This is a genomic window from Nocardioides sp. JCM 18999 (assembly GCF_055391175.1).
In genome coordinates, this window is sequence record NZ_AP043887.1 from 3097691 (window position 1) to 3116338 (window position 18648).

Genomic DNA, 18648 nt, shown 5'->3' on the forward strand with positions numbered 1-18648 from the left:
GCCTTCAGGCCGTCGCAGCCACCCGCTGGAGCAGCGCGTCGACCTCATCGATCGCGTAGCCCTCGCGCCACTTGACGCGGGAGAACCGGGCCGAGGCGATGAAGTCCCCCACCGGCTCCCCCGAGCGAAGGAGCTCACAGAGGACGTCGAGGAACAGGTCGACGTCGCTCATGTCGTACCCCTCGCGGAACCGGACGGGTGTGAAACGGGACTTCTCGACCTCGGCCGCCAGGGAATCGCGCACATGCCCAGTCTGGCCGCCACCGGCCGCCGATCGACGGGTTCAAGAAATTTCAATCTGACAGAAGACTCTGCCTACCTGGGTCGACTAGGTTCCGAATGTGACCCAGGACACTTTTGACTACGTGGTCGTCGGCGCCGGAAGTGCGGGCGCCGTGCTGGCCGCCCGCCTGACCGAGGACCCCGCCATCTCGGTGCTGCTGCTCGAGGCCGGTCCGGCCCCCGACATCGACGAGGTCAACATGCCCGCCGGGTTCGCCGGCCTGGCGCTGACCAAGTGGGACTGGAACTACTGGACCACCGAGCAGAAGCAGCTCAACGGCCGCAAGGCCCCGTGGCCGCGGATGAAGTCGCTCGGCGGCTGCTCGGCAATCAACGCGATGATCTACATCCGCGGCAACCGGGTCGACTACGACGCCTGGCGCGACCAGTACGGCGCCACCGGCTGGGGCTACGACGACGTGCTGCCCTACTTCATCAAGTCGGAGGGCAACACCCGGATCGGCGGACCGTTCCACGGCCAGAGCGGTCCGTTGGTGGTCGAGGACCGACGCTTCAACCACCCGCTGGGCACGGCGTTCGTGGAGAGCGCTGTCAGCGCCGGGATGAAGCGGACCGACGACTTCAACGGTGCCGTGCAGGAGGGCGCCGGTCCCTACCAGGTGACCTGCAACAAGGGGCGGCGCTGGTCGACGTACCACGCCTACCTGCTCCCGGCGATGGGCCGACCGAACCTCACCACCACGACCGGGGCACTGGTGACCGGGATCGAGATCGGCGGAGGGCGCGGCGAGAACCGGGCCACCGGGGTCACGTTCCGCCAGGGCGGCACGACCCACACGGTGCACGCACGCCAGGAGGTGCTGCTCAGCGGCGGCGCGATCAACTCGCCGCAGCTGCTGATGCTCTCCGGGATCGGGCCGAGCGCCCACCTGGCCGAGCACGGCATCACCGCCAAGGTCGACCTCGCCGGCGTCGGCTCCGGGATGCAGGACCACCCGTACACGCCGCTGGTGTGGCACACCCGGAACACGACGGACCTGGCCGAGCTGGCCACGCTGCGCAACGTGCTCAACTGGAAGACCCGCGGCCGCGGGCCCCTGACCTCCAACCTGGCCGAGGCCGGCGGGTTCTTCCACACCCGCCCGGGCCTGCCCGCGCCCGACGTCCAGGTGCACGTGCTGCCGACCGGACTGATCGGGGAGGGTTACGACGAGCCGCACAGCCGTCGGGTCACCGTGCTGGCGACGCTGGTCGACACGAAGAGCCGGGGCTCGATCCGGCTGCGCTCGGCGGACCCGGCCTGGCACCCCGCGATCGACGCCGCGTACTTCGACGACCAGGCCGACCTCGACACGATGCTGGCTGGGGCGCGGCGGATCATGGAGATCTGCCAGCAGGGCCAGATGTCGACCCTGCTCGACCGCCCGTTCGGGGACCTCCCGGCGACGCCGAGCGACGAGCAGCTGCTCGACCACATCCGGGCCTACACCCAGACCACCTTCCACCCGACCTCGACGTGTGCGATGGGGTCGGGCGAGGACGCGGTGGTCGACGCGGACCTCCGCGTGCGCGGCGTCGAGGGCCTGCGCGTCATCGACGCCTCGGTGATGCCGGCCGTTCCCCGCGGCAACACCAACGCCCCCACCATCATGATCGCCGAGAAGGCAGCCGACCTGATCAGGAGCACCCGATGACCACCACCGAGACGCACACGTTCGACTCACTCAACCCCCGCACCGGCGACGTCGTCGCCTCCCACCCGATCCACTCCGCCGCCGAGGTCGGGGCCACCGTCGCCCGGGCGAAGGAGGAGGCTGCCTGGTGGTCCGCGCTCTCCTTCGACGAGCGCGCCGAGTACCTCAAGCAGTGGCGGGGCGCGATGACCCGCAAGATGGCGCAGCTCGCCGAGCTGATGCACCAGGAGACCGGCAAGCCGCACGGCGACGCGATGCTCGAGATCGCGCTGGCGATCGACCACCTGGCCTGGGCCGGCGGGCACGCGGAGAAGGTGCTCAAGCGGCACAAGGTCCCCTCCGGCCTGCTGATGGCGAACCAGGCGGCCACCGTCGAGTACCGCCCGCTCGGCGTGGTCGGCGTGATCGGGCCGTGGAACTACCCGGTCTTCACCCCGATGGGATCGATCGGCTACGCGCTGGCCGCCGGCAACGCGGTCGTCTTCAAGCCGAGCGAGTACACCCCGGGGATCGGCGAGTGGCTGGCCGCGACGTTCCTCGGCACCGTCGGGCGCCCCGTGCTCCAGGTCGTGACCGGCCTCGGCGAGACCGGTGCGGCCCTGTGCCGCTCGGGCGTCGACAAGGTCGCCTTCACCGGTTCGACCGCCACCGGCAAGAAGGTGATGGCCGCGTGTGCGGAGAACCTCGTCCCGGTCGTGATCGAGGCCGGCGGCAAGGACTCCCTGATCGTGGACGAGGACGCCGACCTGGACGCAGCCGCCGAGGCAGCGATCTGGGGCGCGTGCGCCAACGCCGGCCAGACCTGCACCGGGGTGGAGCGGATCTACGTGCACGAGCGGGTCTACGACCCGTTCCTGACCCGGCTCGTCGACGCGGCGAAGGCGATCAAGGTCGAGGACAGCGCCGACTCCCAGATCGGCCCGATCACGATGCCGTCCCAGCTCGACGTGATCCGTCGCCACATCACCGACGCCCTCGACCGGGGCGGTCGCGCGCTGGTCGGCGGCGCCGACGCCGTGGGAGAGCGCTTCGTCCAGCCGACGATCCTGGTCGACGTACCCGAGGACTCGGCGGCCGTGCAGGAGGAGACCTTCGGGCCGACCGTCACCGTGCGGAAGGTGCGAGACATGGACGAGGCGGTCGCCCTGACCAACGCCACCCGCTACGGCCTCGGCAACACCGTGTACTCCGCCAAGAACGGGATCAGCATCGCCGAGCGGATCCGCTCGGGGATGACCTCGATCAACTCCGTGATCGCCTTCGCCGCGATCCCGTCGCTGCCGTTCGGCGGGGTCGGGGACTCGGGCTTCGGTCGGATCCACGGCCCCGACGGGCTCAAGGAGTTCACCTACGCCAAGGCGATCGCGCGGCAGCGGTTCAAGCCGCTGATGGCGCTGACCTCGTTCAACCGGACCGAGAAGCAGGACGCCCAGCTGGCCTCGACGATGATGATGCTGCACGGGCGGTCCTCGACCCTGCCGAAGAAGTGAGGCGTGCAGGCCTGCCGAAGAAATAGCCCGGCGGGCGCCGGGGATTCAGGTCGCGTTCACCCTCCCGCCGGTTTTCCGGCACAGGGTGACGGATCGTGTCCTTCAGCAAGCGCCCCGCGCGCACTCTCGTCGCCTCCCTCGCCCTCTCCGCCGTGATCGCCTCGCCGGCGATGATGAACGCCTCGGCCCACGCCGAGTCGACCTCGCCGGCCAGCACCAAGTCCGCCGTCGGGGTCATCCCGTTCACCGACGCCGACGTCACGAACATCGGCGGCAGCGACTGGACGGTGTCGTGGACCGCCCCGGCCGACGTCACCTCGGTGCAGGTCTTCGTCGGCACGAGCCCGACGACGTTCCCCGCCACCGCCACGACGACGAACGGCCACCCCACCGGCGCCGTCACCATCTCCAGCGCCACCCGGCCCTGGGTGAAGCTCGTCGGCTCGTACGGCGCCCCGCTGGTGATCTCGAGCCGCAGCCTGGCGATGGCCAGCGACGCGAACCTGCGCGACGCGGGCGGGTACCGCACCTCGACCGGGCAGTGGGTGAAGTTCGGTTCCGTCCTGCGGAGCCAGGCGCTCTCCATCTCCGACGCCGACAAGCCGGCGTTCGACGCTCTCGGCGTGGTCACCGACTACGACCTGCGCACCAGCTGCGAGGCGTTCACCACCCCGGACTACGTCCCCACCGGTGTCGAGCGCGTCCACCTCAACGTGATGGGTGACGGCGAGCTCACCGAGTTCAACTCGACCACCTGCGCCAGCGCTTCGCAGATCCCGTCGGGCATCACCGGCGAGCAGGCCGCCGCCTACATGACCCAGGGCGAGGTCGGCATGGTCGAGAACCCCGTTGCCAAGGCGGCGTACAAGTCCCTCTTCAGCGGGATCCTCGCCGACGACGGCGTCAGCCTCTACCACTGCACGGCCGGCAAGGACCGCACCGGCTGGGCCTCTGCCGCGCTGCTCACGCTGCTCGGTGTGCCCGCCAGCGACGTGATGCAGGACTACCTGCTGAGCAACAAGTACTACCTCGCCGGCGCAGGCCAGGCACAGCTCGACTACATCAAGAAGGCCACGCACGACGGCGCCATCGCGAAGGGCGCTTCCGAGGAGCAGGCCACCGCGGCCGCCGCAGCGGCCGTGGCGACGTACACGCCGTTCATGCAGGTCCGCGCCGAGTACCTGCAGGCCGGTCTGGACGAGGTGAAGTCCGAGTACGGCTCGATGCAGGGCTACTTCAAGACCGCCCTCGGATTCACCGAAGCCCAGATCAGCGCCCTGAAGAGCAAGCTGCTCGTCGGCGCCCCGATCCCGGCCGCCTCCACCACCAAGCCGCTGGGCACCCTGTCGATCGCGACCCCGAAGGTCACCGGTCGGGCGAAGGTCGGCGGCAAGCTGACCGGCCACGAGACCCGTCCCGCAGGTGCCACGCTCGCCTACCAGTGGCTCGCCAACGGCAAGGCGATCGCCGGCGCCACGGGCAGCCAGCTCAAGGTGACGAAGTCGCTCAAGGGCAAGCGGGTCTCGCTGCGCGTCGTGGTGACCAAGTCGGGCTACAAGCAGGCCACCGCGTTCAGCAAGGCAGTGAAGATCAAGGGCTGATCTGGTCGCCAGTTCCGCTAACAGAACGCCGGTCCCTCTCCGCGGGACCGGCGTTCTGCCGTCTCAGGGGTGATGGTGCTACGGCGCCGGGCTGAGGATCCAGAGCACCTCGCACGGAGTGCCGCTGGAGTTGCGCCAGGTGTGCGGGGTGGTGCCGGGGAACGTCATCGCGTCTCCGGGCCCGAGGGTCTCCGAGCCGGAGTCGAGGACGACCTCGACGGTGCCGGAGATGACGTAGGCGCACTCGGCGGTGCAGGCGAGCGCGTAGAGCTCCTCGCCGCCGTTGCCGCCGGGCTCGATCACGGAGTGGATCACTTCGAGGACGCCCTGGGTGCCCGGCGTGACCACGCGCTCGACGGCACCCGCGCCACCGAAGTTGATCAGCCGACCCTCGCCGGCGCGGATCACCGCGGTCGACGGCGGGTCGAAGAGCTCCCCGACGCGGAGTCCGAGCACGTCGCAGACCGCGACCAGCGAGGCCACCGAGGGTGAGACGTCGTCGCGCTCGAGCCGGCTGACGAACCCCTTGGTCAGTCCCGCGGCCGAGGCGACCTGGTCGAGGGTGAGCCCGCGCAGCTTGCGGGTCGCGCGCAGCTTCGCGCCGATCAGGACGCCGGGGCGGTCCTGATCCGGCACGGTCAGTGCCGACCGTCGTCCACTCATGGCTGCAGTTCTATCGCAACGGCCCTGACCGGACCGCCGTCGGCCCCCGTGAGCCGCATCGGCGTGCAGGACACCAGGAAGTCACCCTCGGGCAGGCCCTCGAGCCGGAAGTTCTCCCCGATCACGCCGTCGAGCCGGGAGATCAGGTGGTGGCTCGGGAACCCGACACCCGGGTGGTCGTCGTCGGGGGTCTCGTCGATGTTGATCGCGTCGATGCAGAAGGTGCGCGCCCCGAGCTCGAGCATCCGACGACAGGCGTCGGCCCCGAGGAACGGATGCTCGAAGTAGCGGTCCTCGCCGTAGTACCGGCTCCACCCGGTGCGGAGCAGGACGATGACGCCGGGCGCGATCCGGTCGGCCACGGGGGCGACGTGGTCCCAGGTGATCTCCCCGCGCGGGCCGAGGTCGGTCGCGTCGACCACCACACCCGGACCGACGAAGCGCTCCATCGGCAGCTCGTCGATCCGCTTCCCGTCGGGCTCGAAATGGAAGGGCGCATCGAGATGCGTCCCTGATTGCGAACCCATGCGGACGGAGAGGAGATTGAAACCATCACGTTCGATCGTGCTGTGCACCTCGAACCGAGGCACCGGGTCGCCGGGGTAGACGACCGTCTCGGCATCGACCGGCACGGACAGGTCGATCACACGAATGACTCTCATGGAGAACAACTATTGCATGACAGTAAACCTGTGATCTAGGGTCCTCTGAGATCCAGATCACCCTGCTTGCACAAGGAGCACCAGATGAGCAGTCCCACCACCTCGGAGTCGATCCGTCGACCGAAGGTGACGGAGGTCGAGCAGCACGGCATCGACACCATCCCCGCCGCTGACCGTCACTCCCGTCCGCGTGACCTCTTCCGGATCCAGTTCGGTGGGGCCAACACGTTCGCCACCGTCCTGCTCGGCACGTTCCCGATCCTGCTCGGGCTCTCGTTGTGGCAGGCCGTCGCCGCCACCGTCCTCGGCCTCCTGGTCGGCACGCTCTTCCTGATGCCGATGGGCCTCTTCGGCCCGCTGACCGGCACCAACAACGCGGTCTCCTCCGGCGCGCACTTCGGTGTCCGCGGCCGGGTCGTGGGCTCCCTGCTCTCCCTGCTCACCGCGATCGCGTTCTACTCGATCTCGGTCTGGGTCAGCGGTGACGCCCTGGTCGGCGCGATGATCCGCCTGTGGGGTGTCAACGACTCCGACCTGCTGCGCGCCGTGATCTACGCGGTCCTCGGCGCGATGGTGATCGTCGTCGTCGTCTTCGGCTACGCGTTCATGCTGCTGATCAACAAGGTCGTGGTCTTCGGCAACACCGCCCTGATCCTGCTCGGCGCGTTCGCCTACTCCGGCCAGATCGACTTCGGCTACAACCCGGGCTCGGACGCCTACGCCCTCGGCTCGTTCTGGCCGACGTTCCTGCTGTCCGCCGTGATCGTGATGGGCAACCCGATCTCCTTCGGCGCCTTCCTCGGCGACTGGACCCGCTACATCCCGGCCAACACCAAGCCGCGCCACCTGCTGCTCGCCACCTTCGGCGCGCAGGCCGCGACGCTCGTGCCGTTCATGTTCGGTGTGCTCACCGCGACCCTGGTGACGGGTGACGACTACATCGTCGGCCTGATCGCGATCTCCCCGCTGTGGTACGCCGTCCCGCTGATGCTGATCGCCTTCCTCGGTGGCCTGTCCACCGGCATCACCTCGCTCTACGGCACCGGCCTGGACTTCTCCTCGGTGTTCCCGAGCTTCAGCCGGGTCAAGGCCTCGCTGTTCATCGGCGCGTTCGCCTTCATCTTCATCCTGGTCGGGCGCCTCGCCTTCGACATGGTCGACAGCGTGAACGCCTTCATCGGCGCCATCGTCATCTGCACCACGCCGTGGATGATCATCATGACCATCGGCTACATCGTCCGCCGTGGGCACTACAGCGCGGCCGACCTGCAGGTGTTCAACCTCGGCAAGCTCGGTGGCGCCTACTGGTTCAGCAACGGCGTCAACTGGCGCGGCATGGCGGCCTGGATCCCGTCCGCCATCGGCGGTCTGCTGTTCGCCAACTACCCGCCGCTCATCCAGGGCCCGTTCCGCGACGCCGCCGGCGGCATCGACATCAGCCTCCCGGTGGCGATCGGCATGGCCGCGGTGCTCTACCTGGTGATGCTCTTCGTCTTCCCGGAGCCGCGCTACGTCTTCGGCCCCGAGGGCGCTCGCCTGGTGCCGTCGAGCGACGCCGAGATCCCGGCCGTGGTCGACGACCCGAAGGCCTCGACGCACCGCCAGATCCTGCGCAACCGCAGCGAGGAGCGCGCCGAGCTGGACGAGCTGACGAAGCGGGATGAGACCCATGCCTGAGTTCCCCCGTGTGAGTGAGAACGGGTTCGTCGGCCAGGTCGACAACGCCCAGGTACCGCGCTTCGCCGGGCCGTCGACCTTCGCCCAGCTGCCCCGCCTCGACGAGGTCGGCTCCGCTGACCTCGCCGTGGTCGGCATCCCGTTCGACGCCGGCGTCTCCTACCGTCCCGGCGCACGATTCGGCCCGGCCCACATCCGCGGTGCCTCCAAGCTGCTGCGGCCCTACAACCCCGCCGTCGACCTCTCCCCGTTCGCGTCCATGCAGGTCGCCGACGCGGGCGACCTGGTCGCCAACCCCTTCTCCATCGAGGAGGCGATCACCGGGATCGAGCGGGGTGCGCGTGAGCTGCGCGAGCAGGCCGACCGCTTGCTCGTCCTGGGCGGCGACCACACCGTCGCCCTCCCGCTGCTGCGGGCGCTGAAGAAGGACGACCCGATCGCGGTCGTCCACTTCGACGCCCACCTCGACACCTGGGACACCTACTTCGGGGCGGCGTACACCCACGGCACCCCGTTCCGCCGGGCGTCCGAGGAGGGTCTGATCGACACCTCCGGCTGTGTCCACGTCGGCACCCGCGGTCCGCTGTACGGCGCCAAGGACCTGGTCGACGACCGCGAGCTCGGCTTCGCCATGGTCCCGGCCACGGCGCTGGACGCGCTCGGCAGCACCGGTGTCGCGGAGCGGATCGCGGCTCGCGTCGGCGAGCGCCCGGTCTACATCTCGATCGACATCGACGTGCTGGACCCGGCGTTCGCGCCGGGCACCGGCACCCCCGAGGCCGGCGGCATGACCAGCCGGGAGCTGCTCGCGATCCTGCGCCAGCTCTCCCACCTCAACATCGTGGGGGCCGACATCGTCGAGGTCTCCCCTGCCTACGACCACGCCGAGATCACGGGGATCGCGGCATCGCACACGGCGTACGAGCTGATCAGCGCCATGGCTCCCAGGAGTGACGCATGACCCCCCTCGCCTTCGCCGAGTCGCTGGTCGAGGCGTTCGCCGCCAGCGACGCCGAGCGGTACTTCGCGCACTTCCACCCGGACGCGACCTTCCTGTTCCACGACACCCCGGCGCTGGTGGCCAACCGCGCCGCCTACGAGGCGATGTGGGCCGAGTGGGTGGCCGAGGCCGGCTTCCAGGTGCTCGAGTGCGAGTCCACCGACGCACGCGTCGACCAGTACGGCGACCTCGCGATCTTCACCCACCAGGTGCGCACCGTCCGCCTGATCGACGGTGAACGCAGCGAGGTCTTCGAGCGCGAGACGATCGTGCTGCACCGCGAGGGCGGCTCGTGGAGCTGCGTGCACGAGCACCTCTCACCCGACCCGGCGCACGCCGCCGACTGAAGTTGTGGAGCGCCACGGTCACCATGTGACCGTGGCGCTCCACAGTTGGGCGGCCTCAGCGTGCGCCGTCCGCGATCGCGAGGTCACGGACGGCGTAGCGCAGGTGCTCCCACTCCTCGTTGAGGATCACCTGGAGGCAGGACAGGACCGGGACCTGGCGGTCGGGCGCCCACGGATGCGGACCGGTCGTGGCGAGCGTCTCGGTGGTCACTCCGGCGATGAAGTCCCGCACCCTCGCCTGCTGAGCCGCCCGGACCTCGAGCACCTCGGCATAGGAGTCGGGCTCGCGGAAGATCGACAGGTCACCGCCGTCGAGCTCGTACTCCGCGAACGGCTGGCCGATCGGGTGGAAGGGCTCGTCCAGCCCGAGGACAGCGCCGTCGAGCCACGCGTTGGTGGCCATCACGAGGTGGCGCAGGGTCTGCGCGAAGCTCCACTCCCCGTCGATCGCCACGTCCTCGAGACCGGTGGCCGTGGGCACGACCGCGGACCATGCCTCCTCGACCGCTGCCCACGCAGCGACGAGACCCGCGGGTGTCGTCGCGTTCCGGAGCTCGCGTCCCGGAAAGCGACGGTTGAGCTCGGCGTCCACGAACGGGACGACGTCGACCCCGTTGACCCACAGGAAGCCACGGAACAGGTGTGGGTCGTCGACCTCCAGCCCCGTGACGTCGGATCCGCGGATCACCGCCCCCGACAGGTCGCACCGCACGAACCGCGTGCCCGACAGGTCCTGGTCCGAGACGTCCATCCACCGATCCTGACACGGAGACGCGACGTGCCCCCGCAGGTCCTGCGGGGGCACGTCGCGTTGGAGCGAGGAGCGGTCAGCGAGCAGCGGCGCGGATCACCCGGGACCGAACGCGGAGCCGATGCCGCTCAACACCGCCTCAGAACGAAACCGCACACCGTGTGTCGTTTCGCGCCCGAACCTCGGCGCCCATCCTGCGAAACCGCACAGGGCGTGCGGTTTCGCCACAGGCGAGGGTCAGCGGTTGAGCCACCAGATGCTCGCATTCAGGCAGGAGGCGAAGACGACCCAGAGCGCATAGGGCGCGAGCAGCCAGCCGGCGAGGGTCGAGATCGGCGCGAACCCGGCGATCGTCCAGACGATGGCGCCGAGCAGCACCAGGATCTCGGCGAGGGCGAGCCCGTACCACCCGGCAGCGAAGAAGAGCGGCGTCCAGCAGGCGTTGAGCACCAGCTGGACGGCGTACGGGATCAGGGACCGGTGCCAGCCCACGCGCCGCCAGACCAGCCACCCCGAGACGGCGATCAGGACGTAGAGCACGGTCCAGACCGGTCCGAAGAGCCAGCCGGGAGGGGCGAACCCCGGCAGGTCGAGGTCGGCGTAGGTGCTCCGCGACCCGCTCGCGGCCACACCCCCGACGGCAGCCACCGCGATCACCGAGGCGGCGAAGCCGAGGAACGCGAGCCAGCTCGATGGGCCGGGGCGCGCTGCAGCGTGTGTGCTCATAGCTCCCTCCGTACCCGCCTTTCAGCCGTCTGAAGCACGCATACCGAGGCCTGGGTATGTCGACACCAGAGCGCCGTCTCGCCCGCGGTGGCGTGGGCATCCTGGGTCCCCCGCCTGGTGTTCGAGAGGGTTCCATGGCACGACGGATCAGCCGGGTCTCGTGACGCACTGGCACCTGCCCGCACGGCGCCCTCCCTGGTGGACGGTGGCCTTCGCCATCGTGGCCATCGCCGCGATCGTCGCCGCCGGGATCATGATCCGGTTCTACGTGCGCAGCGCCGACACCGGCGGCTACGTCAGCCGCGACCTCGACGGTGATCGCGTCGAGTGGGGTGCGGCGCCTGACATCGGCGGCTCCCGCGCCCGGCCCACGGGGCAACGCTTCCGGATGCCCGAGCAGGGCCTCGACGTCGCCCTCAAGGAAGCCTCGGTGACCGGCTCCGTGATCAACCCGCCCGACCTGACCGCCGCGTTCCTGATGCGCGACTACGGCGACCCTGCCGATCCTGGTTCAGGGCTGTCGGTCGTCGCCTTCCACGCGGTGGAGCACGGGAACGGCCCGGGAAACGCGCTGGTCGACCCCGAGTCCGACGTCGTGGCGGTCACGGTGGGCGACCCGGTCGAGGTCGGTGCCGTGGAGTACCGGGTCACCCGCACCATGGTCGAGTCGAAGTCCGACGCCGCCGCCGACCTCCGCATCTGGGGCGACGCAGCCAAGCGGGGCAACGACCTGGTGATCCTGGCCTGCCTCCTGCAGCCCGACGATCCGCTCCCGGAACAGGACAACCTGGTGGTCCTCGCCACCCGGATCGGACCGACCACCTAGACATGTGACTATTTGGTCACCTATTGTCGATCCATGGACGCGGTCTTCAAGGCGCTCGCCGATCCGACCCGACGCAGCCTCCTCGACGCACTGTTCGAGCAGGACGGCCAGACCCTCAGCGCCCTCGAGTCCAGCGCCCACGACATGACTCGCTTCGGGGTGATGAAGCACCTCGGGGTCCTCGAAGAGGCCGGGCTGATCAGCACGCGCCGCCACGGCCGGGAGAAGCTGCACTTCCTCAACCCGGTCCCGATCCAGCAGGTCTACGACCGCTGGGTCAGCAAGTTTTCCCAGCCCTGGTCCGCAGGGCTGACCCAGCTCAAGCAGGAACTGGAGGACGAGGCATGACCACCGAACCCACCACCGACAGGCGAGTCTCCTGGACCGAGGGCACCGCCCCGGTCGCAGAAGGAACCGCCGTCTTCGAGATCTTCATCAAGACCACGCCCGAGAAGCTCTGGGCAGCGATCACCGACCCGGAGCAGCGCGCCAAGTACAGCTTCGGGGCCGCCACCGTCTCGGACTGGGCGACCGGGTCGACGTACAGCTCCCAGGCCGGCGGCTTCGAGATCGCCTCGGGCACCAACGTCGAGGTCGACCCGCCACACCTGCTGGTGCAGACCTTCACCGCGCAGTGGAGCGACGAGGTCCGAGCCGTCGGCCAGACCCGGGTGACCTGGGAGATCGAGCAGATCGGCACCTCGTGCCGGCTGACGGTCATCCACGACCAGCTGCCCGCGCACGCCAACGCCGAGCTGTACGGCGGCTGGCCGATGATCCTCTCCGGGCTCAAGACCCTGCTCGAGACCGGCGACCTGCTCGACACCCCCGGATCGCTGATCTACGCCGACGAGACCGACGGCTGACCCGGCCCCGCCCCTCCCCAAAGTGGTGATGCGGACGCGGAACGGTCTCGCGAGGATGGCGTCGTGCCCGACCTCACCCTCGACTACCGGCTCCCCGTCACCACGGTGACGATCGGCGGCACCCGCACGACCGTCGACAACCCCGTGCTCGACCCACGCGTGGCGACCACCCGGTCGTCCCACGTGGTCACCGAGATCGTCGCCGACGCCCGGGCGGTGCGCACCCTGGTCGCACCGGATCCCCAGCACAACAAGCGCACCCTCACCGTCGGTCTCGCGTCCGACGGTCGGCTCACCTCGATCAACAGCGTCACCGAGGACCACTCCGACGAACGGCTCAAGGCCGCCGTCGCGGTGGGGTTCCAGACCGCCGGGATGCTCAGCCCCCTGCTCGCCACCGGACCGCCCGGGATCGCCGCCGCGACACTGGGGGCTCTCGCCGCCGGCGCCATCACGTACGGGGTCAAGGCCCTGCGGATCGACGCGTCGTTCCCCGGTCCGGCGGCGACGTCCCGCCCGCCCGCCACGGAGCTCGGCATCCACAGCCGGTACGTCGCCGAGCACCCTGCGGACGCCGAGGTGCTGGCCAGCCTGCGCTGGTCGCAGATGCTGCTGGTCGCGCACGCCGCGCAGCTGACCAGCCCGACCTCGGTCCAGGCACCCGCCGTCCTGGCTGCCGACCTGAAGGCCAACACCAAGGCCCTGCTCCAGGTCCGCGAGACGCTGGCCGAGGTCGAGAAGGCCTACGCCGCCTGGGTCGTCGACCAGGCGGTCGTGACCCACACCGACCACTTCAACGAGACCTTCGTGATCGAGGACCTCCCCACCACGAAGCAGCTCCACGTCGCGGCGGCCGCCAAGTTCCCGTTCAACGGGATCCCCGACCACCCGAGCAGCCGACGTTGGTCGCCCCTCTTCGAGGACCTCCGCATCGCGGTCACCTGCGACTTCCTCGCCGCCGAGGCCCCGACGGACCCACCGACCCCGGCGACGACCGAACCGTCCGACCCGACTCGTCCCCGGGTGGCGTTCCGCCGACAGGAGCTGGTCACCCTCACCACCTGGACGGTCACCCGGGACACGGCCGGCGGCCCCTACGCGCTGGCGCCGACCAGCGTCGAACGCAAGATCGTGGTCCGCTCCGACCGCGAGGACGAGTTCCTCCCGCTGCTGGCGAACAAGGACGAGGGAAGTCTCGCGATCACCTTCGACGACGACGGGCTGGTGGCCTCGGTCACCTCCGACCGGACCGATCCGAAGGTGAAGCAGAACCAGGCTCTGGCCACCCTGCCCGCAGCGGCCAAGGACGCCTACGAGGCCGGAGCCGCGCTGTCCCAGCCGTTCACGTCCGGCGCCCGGGTGACCGAGAAGGAGAACCGGGCGAAGCTGAAGCCCGCGTCCGCCGATCCCCTGCAGGACCTGCGAGACGACCTCGAGCGAGCCGAGCTCGAAGCCCGGCTGGCACGGGCCCGGACGGTGATCTCCGACCCGACCCGCGGTGTCTTCCTGCTGACCGTGACGGAGAACCCGCCCAGCTGAGGGGGCACCGTCACGGTCGTTGCCCGCGGGCCCATACTTGGCCACCATGACCAGCCTCCAGGCCCACGCGACGGTGGAGGGAGTGCTCGCCGCATGGCAGGAGCGCCTCGTCGCGGCCAGCCACAGCCTGCACGCCCACCCCGAGCTCGCCTTCGCCGAGCACCGCTCCGCCGAGGTGGTCGCCGACCTGCTCCGCAGCGCCGGATTCGCCACCGAGGTCGGCGTCTACGGTCTGGACACCGCGATCGAAGCGGTCCGCGGCACCGGGTCCCTCACGGTCGCGGTCTGCGCCGAGTACGACGCCCTCCCGGGAGTCGGTCACGCCTGCGGGCACAACGTCATCGCCACCGCCGGGGTCGGCGCGGCGATCGCGTTGGCCGAGCTCGCCGACGAGCTCGACCTGACCGTGAAGCTGCTCGGCACGCCCGCCGAGGAGGTCGGCGGCGGCAAGGCCCTGATGCTCGAGGCGGGTGCGTGGGAGGACGCCACCGTCTCGTTGATGATCCACCCCGGACCGGACCTCACCGTCCCCACCCGGGACTGCGGCTCGCAGGGCCGTGACCGCTTCCGGGTCACCTTCTCCGGCCGCGCCTCGCACGCCGCGGCGGCCCCCGACGGGGGGATCAACGCCGGTGACGCCGCGACCGTCCTGCACGTCGCGCTCGGCCTGCTGCGCCAGCAGCTGCCCGACGGCGTACGCCTCTCGGCCGTCACGCTCTCCGGCGGCGACGTCTCGAACATCATCCCCGCTACCGCCGTCGTCGAGGGTGAGGTCCGCTCCACCGACGGCGAGGTGCAGCGGGTGCTCAAGGAGAAGTTCCTGGCCTGCGTCCAGGGCGCCGCGATCGCCACCGGCTGCACGTACGAGGTGGTCCCGGTCGACCCGATCTACGAACCCCTGGTCCAGCACGGCTTCCTCGCCGACCGCTTCGACGCCGCGATCGAGCGTCAGGGCCGGGTGATCAACACCGAGCTCGGCACCCTCACCGGCGGCTCCACCGACATGGGCAACGTCAGCCAGGTGGTGCCCTCGATCCACCCGATGCTCGCCGTCCGTGGCGCGTCCGGGATGCCGCACACCGCCGACTTCGCCGCCGAGACCGCCTCGGCCGGAGCCGACGAGGCGATCATCGTCGGCGCGACCGCGATGGCCTCCGCGATCGTCGACCTCGCCCTCGACCCCGAGGCCCGCGCCGCCGTCCTCGAGCTGCAGCGGCAGCGCCCCGCCGGCGCCACCCGGGTCCCCGCGAACCGCCCTGACGAGCAAGCCGAGGAACCCACCGTCTAAGGTCTGCCGCACAACTGAAGACACATCGCCGATCAACGTGCAGCGGGAGAGTCCCCGCCCTGCGCGGGGCGCCGAAGGAGCAACTCTCCCCGAGAAACTCTCAGGCCCCCTGACCGCTGCATCGAGGCGAACTCTGGAAAGTCGTTCCCACCCACTGCGGGAACGCACCGACGGTGAAAGCCGCCCCCCCTCACGGGATCGGGCGGTGAAGCTCTCAGGTCCCATGACAGAGCGGGGAGGCATCCATCCGCCCGCCGGTTCCGCCGGCGCACGCCAGAGAGCCTCCACCCATGACGTCCCGCCCCACCCCGCTGCACGACCTCCACGTCGAGCTCGGCGCCCACCTCGCCGACTTCGCCGGCTGGGCAATGCCGATCCGGTACGGCTCCGAGACCGCCGAGCACCACGCCGTCCGGACCACCGCCGGCCTCTTCGACCTGTGCCACATGGGCGAGATCGAGGTCACCGGCCCCGACGCCGGCCGGGCCCTGGACCACGCACTGGTCGGTCGGCCCTCGGCGATCCGGGTCGGCGGCGCCCGGTACTCGATGATCTGCGCCCCCGACGGCGGGATCATCGACGACCTGGTCGTCTACCGCCTCGCCGAGGAGCACTACCTCGTCGTCGCGAACGCGTCGAACGTCGACGCCGTCTTCCCCGCCCTGGCCGAACGGGCCACGCAGTACGACGCCGACGTCGCGAACCGCTCGACCGACTGGGCCCTCCTGGCAGTGCAGGGTCCGGCCTCGGCGGCCATCGTCGCCGCGCTGACCGACCTCGAGGTCGAGGCACTGAAGTACTACGCCATCGACCGCGGCACCCTGGCCGGCGTCGACGTCCTCCTCGCCCGCACCGGCTACACCGGCGAGGACGGCTTCGAGATCTACTGCTCCCCCGCCGACGCGGTCGCGATCTGGAACGCGCTCACCGCGGCCGGTGCCGAGCACGGGCTGGTCCCGGCCGGGCTGTCGTGCCGCGACACCCTCCGACTCGAGGCCGGGATGCCGCTCTACGGCCACGAGCTCGACCTCTCGACCACCCCGTTCGAGGCCGGCCTCGGTCGGGTCGTCGTGGCCGACAAGCCCGACGGCTTCGTCGGCGACGCAGCCCTGGCCGCCCGGCGCGAGGAGGGCCCGCGCACCTTGCTGGTCGGCCTCGTCCCGGAGGGGCGCCGCTCCCCGCGCGCCGGCTACCCGGTCCTCGACACCGCGACCGGTGACGTGGTCGGCGCCGTCACGAGCGGGTCGCCGTCGCCCACGCTCGGCCACCCGATCGCGATGGCCCACGTCCGCCCCGAGCTGGCCGCACCCGGCACCCGGCTGTCGATCGACGTGCGGGGCACCGCCGTCGCGGCCGAGGTCGTCGCGCTGCCGTTCTACGTCCGCGCCCGCTGAGCACCACCCACCCACCGAGCAGCACGAAACCAGCCAGGAGAGACCCATGACGATCCCCACCCACCTGTCCTACACCGCCGAGCACGAGTGGATCTCGCGCGACGGCGACACCGCCCGGGTCGGCATCACCGCGTTCGCCGCTGACGCTCTCGGCGACGTCGTCTTCGTCGACCTGCCCGAGGTCGGCACGCAGGTCACCGCCGGTCAGGCGTGCGGCGAGCTCGAGTCCACGAAGTCGGTCAGCGACCTCTACGCCCCGCTCGACGGCGAGGTGATCGCGGTCAACGAAGCGGTCGTCACCGATTCAGGGCTTGTCAACACCGACCCTTACGGCGAAGGCTGGCTGTTCATGGTCCAGGTGACCGCCGAGGCGGAGATGCTCGATGCCACGGCCTACGCCGAACTGACGCAGGCCTGAGAGCCGTGCGCCCATGACCCGCTCCGCCGCCCTCAGCGCCTTCGACCTCTACTCGATCGGCATCGGCCCGTCCTCGTCCCACACCGTCGGGCCGATGCGGGCGGCGAAGCGGTTCGCCACCACCCTCACCGACGATCTCGGCTCGATCGCCCGCGTCAAGGTCGAGCTCTTCGGTTCCCTCGGAGCCACCGGGCGCGGACACGGGTCCGAAGGCGCCGTACTGCTGGGGATGGAGGGGGCCGACCCGGCCACCGTCGATCCGACCGTGTCCGCCGGCCGGCTGGACGCGGTCCGCACCGAGCGACGGCTCGCGCTCGCGGGGGAACGGCCGATCGTGTTCGACCCGGAGACGGACCTGGTCCTGGACGGCCACACCTCGCTGCCCGGGCACCCCAACGGCATGCGCTTCACGGCGTACGACGCCCAGGGCGTGCGGACGCACAGCGAGATCTACTACTCCGTCGGTGGCGGGTTCGTGCTCAGCGAGGCCGAGCTCGCGGACGGGTCGGTCACGCCGTCGACGTCGACGCCGGTGCCGTGGTCGTTCAGCACCGCCGCCGAGCTGCTCCGGACCTGCCAGGACCAGGAGCTCTCGATCGCCGAGCTGATGCTGGCCAACGAGCTCACCTGGCGCTCCGAGCCCGAGGTGCGGGCCGGTCTGCTGGAGATCTGGCGCGTGATGTCGGGCTGCATCGACGCGGGCTGCCAGCGCGACCCGGCCAACGCCGGCGTGCTTCCGGGTGGGCTCCAGGTCCCCCGCCGCGCACCGGCGCTGTTCAACCGGCTCTCCCAGGATCGGGCGGGCGGCGGAGATCCCGATCCGCTGCACGTGCTGGACTGGGTCAACCTGTTCGCGCTCGCGGTCAATGAGGAGAACGCCTCGGGCGGACGCGTCGTCACGGCCCCGACCAACGGCGCGGCCGGGATCATCCCGGCGGTGCTGCGCTACTACGTCGACTTCGTCGCCCCCGCCTCCGGTGCCACGCCGGCCGAGGTCGAGGACGGCGTCGTCCGGTTCCTGCTGACCGCCGCCGCGATCGGGATCCTGTTCAAGACCAACGCCTCGATCTCCGGGGCCGAGGTCGGCTGCCAGGGCGAGGTCGGCTCGGCCTGCGCGATGGCGGCGGGCGCGTTGTGCGCGGTCCTGGGCGGCACCCCCGCCCAGGTGGAGAACGCCGCCGAGGTCGGGATCGAGCACAACCTCGGCCTGACCTGCGACCCGATCGGCGGCCTCGTCCAGATCCCCTGCATCGAGCGGAACGCGATCGCCGCGGTGAAGGCGATCAACTCCGCCCGACTGGCCCGCAACGGCACCGGAACCCACCTGATCAGCCTCGACCGCGCGATCGCCACCATGCGCGAGACCGGCCGCGACATGCATCACAAGTACAAGGAGACCTCGCTCGGCGGTCTCGCCGTCAGCCTCCCCGAGTGCTGACCCCATCCGCGACTTGAGGCTTCCT

General features: G+C 70.5%; 19 protein-coding genes and 2 riboswitches. Of the genes, 14 read left to right on the top strand and 5 right to left on the bottom strand.

What is annotated here, in order from left to right:
* Positions 1-4 precede the first annotated feature (4 nt).
* A complete protein-coding gene (locus ACZ5J1_RS15365; RefSeq protein ID WP_464560322.1) occupies positions 5-244 on the bottom strand; it encodes a DivIVA domain-containing protein in 240 nt (79 codons plus the stop codon).
* Positions 245-341: 97 nt separating this feature from the next.
* Between ACZ5J1_RS15365 and ACZ5J1_RS15370 the strand changes: the two genes are divergently transcribed.
* From ACZ5J1_RS15370 to ACZ5J1_RS15380, 3 genes are all read left to right on the top strand, one after another.
* On the top strand, positions 342-1937 hold the full coding sequence (locus ACZ5J1_RS15370) for a GMC family oxidoreductase (RefSeq protein ID WP_464560324.1): 1596 nt from the start codon (positions 342-344) through the stop codon (positions 1935-1937).
* Positions 1934-3427 carry an aldehyde dehydrogenase family protein gene (locus ACZ5J1_RS15375; protein WP_464560326.1) on the top strand — a complete coding sequence of 498 codons (1494 nt, stop codon included), beginning with the start codon at positions 1934-1936 and terminating at the stop codon, positions 3425-3427. The genes ACZ5J1_RS15370 and ACZ5J1_RS15375 overlap by 4 nt, the downstream gene beginning before the upstream one ends.
* 95 nt (positions 3428-3522) lie before the next feature.
* Positions 3523-5028: a tyrosine-protein phosphatase gene (locus ACZ5J1_RS15380; protein ID WP_464560328.1), complete on the top strand. Its 1506-nt coding sequence runs from the start codon at positions 3523-3525 to the stop codon at positions 5026-5028.
* Positions 5029-5106: 78 nt separating this feature from the next.
* Here the strand turns inward: ACZ5J1_RS15380 and ACZ5J1_RS15385 are convergent, their stop codons facing one another.
* Positions 5107-5691, bottom strand: a complete 585-nt coding sequence (locus ACZ5J1_RS15385; protein WP_464560330.1) for a helix-turn-helix domain-containing protein — start codon at positions 5689-5691, stop codon at positions 5107-5109.
* Positions 5688-6353, bottom strand: a complete 666-nt coding sequence (locus ACZ5J1_RS15390; protein WP_464560332.1) for a cyclase family protein — start codon at positions 6351-6353, stop codon at positions 5688-5690. The genes ACZ5J1_RS15385 and ACZ5J1_RS15390 overlap by 4 nt, the downstream gene beginning before the upstream one ends.
* Before the next feature lie 84 nt (positions 6354-6437).
* Here ACZ5J1_RS15390 and ACZ5J1_RS15395 point away from each other — a divergent pair, with 84 nt between their 5' ends.
* Genes ACZ5J1_RS15395 through ACZ5J1_RS15405 form a run of 3 tightly spaced genes read left to right on the top strand, consistent with a single transcriptional unit; the run spans position 6438 to position 9377 of the window.
* Entirely contained in the window at positions 6438-8030 is a 1593-nt protein-coding gene (locus ACZ5J1_RS15395) for a purine-cytosine permease family protein (RefSeq protein ID WP_464560334.1), read from the top strand.
* Positions 8023-8991 (top strand): agmatinase, encoded by a 969-nt coding sequence (gene speB / locus ACZ5J1_RS15400; RefSeq protein ID WP_464560336.1) that lies wholly within the window; start codon positions 8023-8025, stop codon positions 8989-8991. Before ACZ5J1_RS15395 ends, speB begins: the two co-directional genes overlap by 8 nt.
* Complete coding sequence (locus ACZ5J1_RS15405; protein WP_464560338.1) at positions 8988-9377, top strand: YybH family protein; 390 nt, start codon at positions 8988-8990, stop codon at positions 9375-9377. Before speB ends, ACZ5J1_RS15405 begins: the two co-directional genes overlap by 4 nt.
* Before the next feature lie 55 nt (positions 9378-9432).
* Here ACZ5J1_RS15405 and ACZ5J1_RS15410 read toward each other — a convergent pair whose 3' ends face one another.
* Together ACZ5J1_RS15410 and ACZ5J1_RS15415 are read right to left on the bottom strand one after the other, a co-directional pair.
* Positions 9433-10128, bottom strand: coding sequence for a DinB family protein (locus ACZ5J1_RS15410; protein WP_464560340.1), 696 nt, complete (start codon positions 10126-10128; stop codon positions 9433-9435).
* A 237-nt stretch (positions 10129-10365) separates the two neighbouring features.
* A complete protein-coding gene (locus ACZ5J1_RS15415; RefSeq protein WP_464560342.1) occupies positions 10366-10854 on the bottom strand; it encodes a TspO/MBR family protein in 489 nt (162 codons plus the stop codon).
* A gap of 160 nt (positions 10855-11014) precedes the next feature.
* On the opposite strand from ACZ5J1_RS15415, the gene ACZ5J1_RS15420 reads away from it, so the two are divergent.
* The 8 genes from ACZ5J1_RS15420 to ACZ5J1_RS15455 all read left to right on the top strand — a co-directional run bounded on the left by ACZ5J1_RS15420 (position 11015) and on the right by ACZ5J1_RS15455 (position 18623).
* Entirely contained in the window at positions 11015-11680 is a 666-nt protein-coding gene (locus ACZ5J1_RS15420) for a sortase family protein (RefSeq protein WP_464560344.1), read from the top strand.
* A 33-nt stretch (positions 11681-11713) separates the two neighbouring features.
* Positions 11714-12028, top strand: coding sequence for an ArsR/SmtB family transcription factor (locus ACZ5J1_RS15425; protein ID WP_464560346.1), 315 nt, complete (start codon positions 11714-11716; stop codon positions 12026-12028).
* Positions 12025-12546: an SRPBCC family protein gene (locus ACZ5J1_RS15430; protein ID WP_464560348.1), complete on the top strand. Its 522-nt coding sequence runs from the start codon at positions 12025-12027 to the stop codon at positions 12544-12546. The genes ACZ5J1_RS15425 and ACZ5J1_RS15430 overlap by 4 nt, the downstream gene beginning before the upstream one ends.
* A 63-nt stretch (positions 12547-12609) precedes the next feature.
* On the top strand, positions 12610-14085 hold the full coding sequence (locus tag ACZ5J1_RS15435; RefSeq protein WP_464560350.1) for a hypothetical protein: 1476 nt from the start codon (positions 12610-12612) through the stop codon (positions 14083-14085).
* A 46-nt stretch (positions 14086-14131) separates the two neighbouring features.
* Entirely contained in the window at positions 14132-15373 is a 1242-nt protein-coding gene (locus ACZ5J1_RS15440; RefSeq protein WP_464560352.1) for a M20 family metallopeptidase, read from the top strand.
* 33 nt (positions 15374-15406) lie between these two features.
* Positions 15407-15499, top strand: a riboswitch (glycine riboswitch).
* Positions 15500-15613: riboswitch (glycine riboswitch) on the top strand.
* A 50-nt stretch (positions 15614-15663) separates the two neighbouring features.
* Positions 15664-16767, top strand: a complete 1104-nt coding sequence (gene gcvT / locus ACZ5J1_RS15445; protein ID WP_464560354.1) for a glycine cleavage system aminomethyltransferase GcvT — start codon at positions 15664-15666, stop codon at positions 16765-16767.
* 46 nt (positions 16768-16813) lie between these two features.
* Positions 16814-17185, top strand: a complete 372-nt coding sequence (gene gcvH, locus ACZ5J1_RS15450; protein WP_464560356.1) for a glycine cleavage system protein GcvH — start codon at positions 16814-16816, stop codon at positions 17183-17185.
* Between the two features lie 13 nt (positions 17186-17198).
* Positions 17199-18623 carry an L-serine ammonia-lyase gene (locus ACZ5J1_RS15455; protein WP_464560358.1) on the top strand — a complete coding sequence of 475 codons (1425 nt, stop codon included), beginning with the start codon at positions 17199-17201 and terminating at the stop codon, positions 18621-18623.
* Positions 18624-18648: the final 25 nt, after the last annotated feature.

Bases quoted from the DNA above. Each gene is read 5' to 3' on its own strand.
- ACZ5J1_RS15375 (WP_464560326.1), top strand. From the start codon at position 1,934: ATGACCACCACCGAGACGCACACGTTCGACTCACTCAACCCCCGCACC.
- ACZ5J1_RS15455 (WP_464560358.1), top strand. From the start codon at position 17,199: ATGACCCGCTCCGCCGCCCTCAGCGCCTTCGACCTCTACTCGATCGGC.
- ACZ5J1_RS15430 (WP_464560348.1), top strand. From the start codon at position 12,025: ATGACCACCGAACCCACCACCGACAGGCGAGTCTCCTGGACCGAGGGC.
- ACZ5J1_RS15440 (WP_464560352.1), top strand. From the start codon at position 14,132: ATGACCAGCCTCCAGGCCCACGCGACGGTGGAGGGAGTGCTCGCCGCA.
- ACZ5J1_RS15390 (WP_464560332.1), bottom strand. From the start codon at position 6,353: ATGAGAGTCATTCGTGTGATCGACCTGTCCGTGCCGGTCGATGCCGAG.
- ACZ5J1_RS15405 (WP_464560338.1), top strand. From the start codon at position 8,988: ATGACCCCCCTCGCCTTCGCCGAGTCGCTGGTCGAGGCGTTCGCCGCC.
- speB (WP_464560336.1), top strand. From the start codon at position 8,023: ATGCCTGAGTTCCCCCGTGTGAGTGAGAACGGGTTCGTCGGCCAGGTC.
- gcvT (WP_464560354.1), top strand. From the start codon at position 15,664: ATGACGTCCCGCCCCACCCCGCTGCACGACCTCCACGTCGAGCTCGGC.
- gcvH (WP_464560356.1), top strand. From the start codon at position 16,814: ATGACGATCCCCACCCACCTGTCCTACACCGCCGAGCACGAGTGGATC.
- ACZ5J1_RS15395 (WP_464560334.1), top strand. From the start codon at position 6,438: ATGAGCAGTCCCACCACCTCGGAGTCGATCCGTCGACCGAAGGTGACG.
- ACZ5J1_RS15415 (WP_464560342.1), bottom strand. From the start codon at position 10,854: ATGAGCACACACGCTGCAGCGCGCCCCGGCCCATCGAGCTGGCTCGCG.
- ACZ5J1_RS15425 (WP_464560346.1), top strand. From the start codon at position 11,714: ATGGACGCGGTCTTCAAGGCGCTCGCCGATCCGACCCGACGCAGCCTC.
- ACZ5J1_RS15410 (WP_464560340.1), bottom strand. From the start codon at position 10,128: ATGGACGTCTCGGACCAGGACCTGTCGGGCACGCGGTTCGTGCGGTGC.
- ACZ5J1_RS15385 (WP_464560330.1), bottom strand. From the start codon at position 5,691: ATGAGTGGACGACGGTCGGCACTGACCGTGCCGGATCAGGACCGCCCC.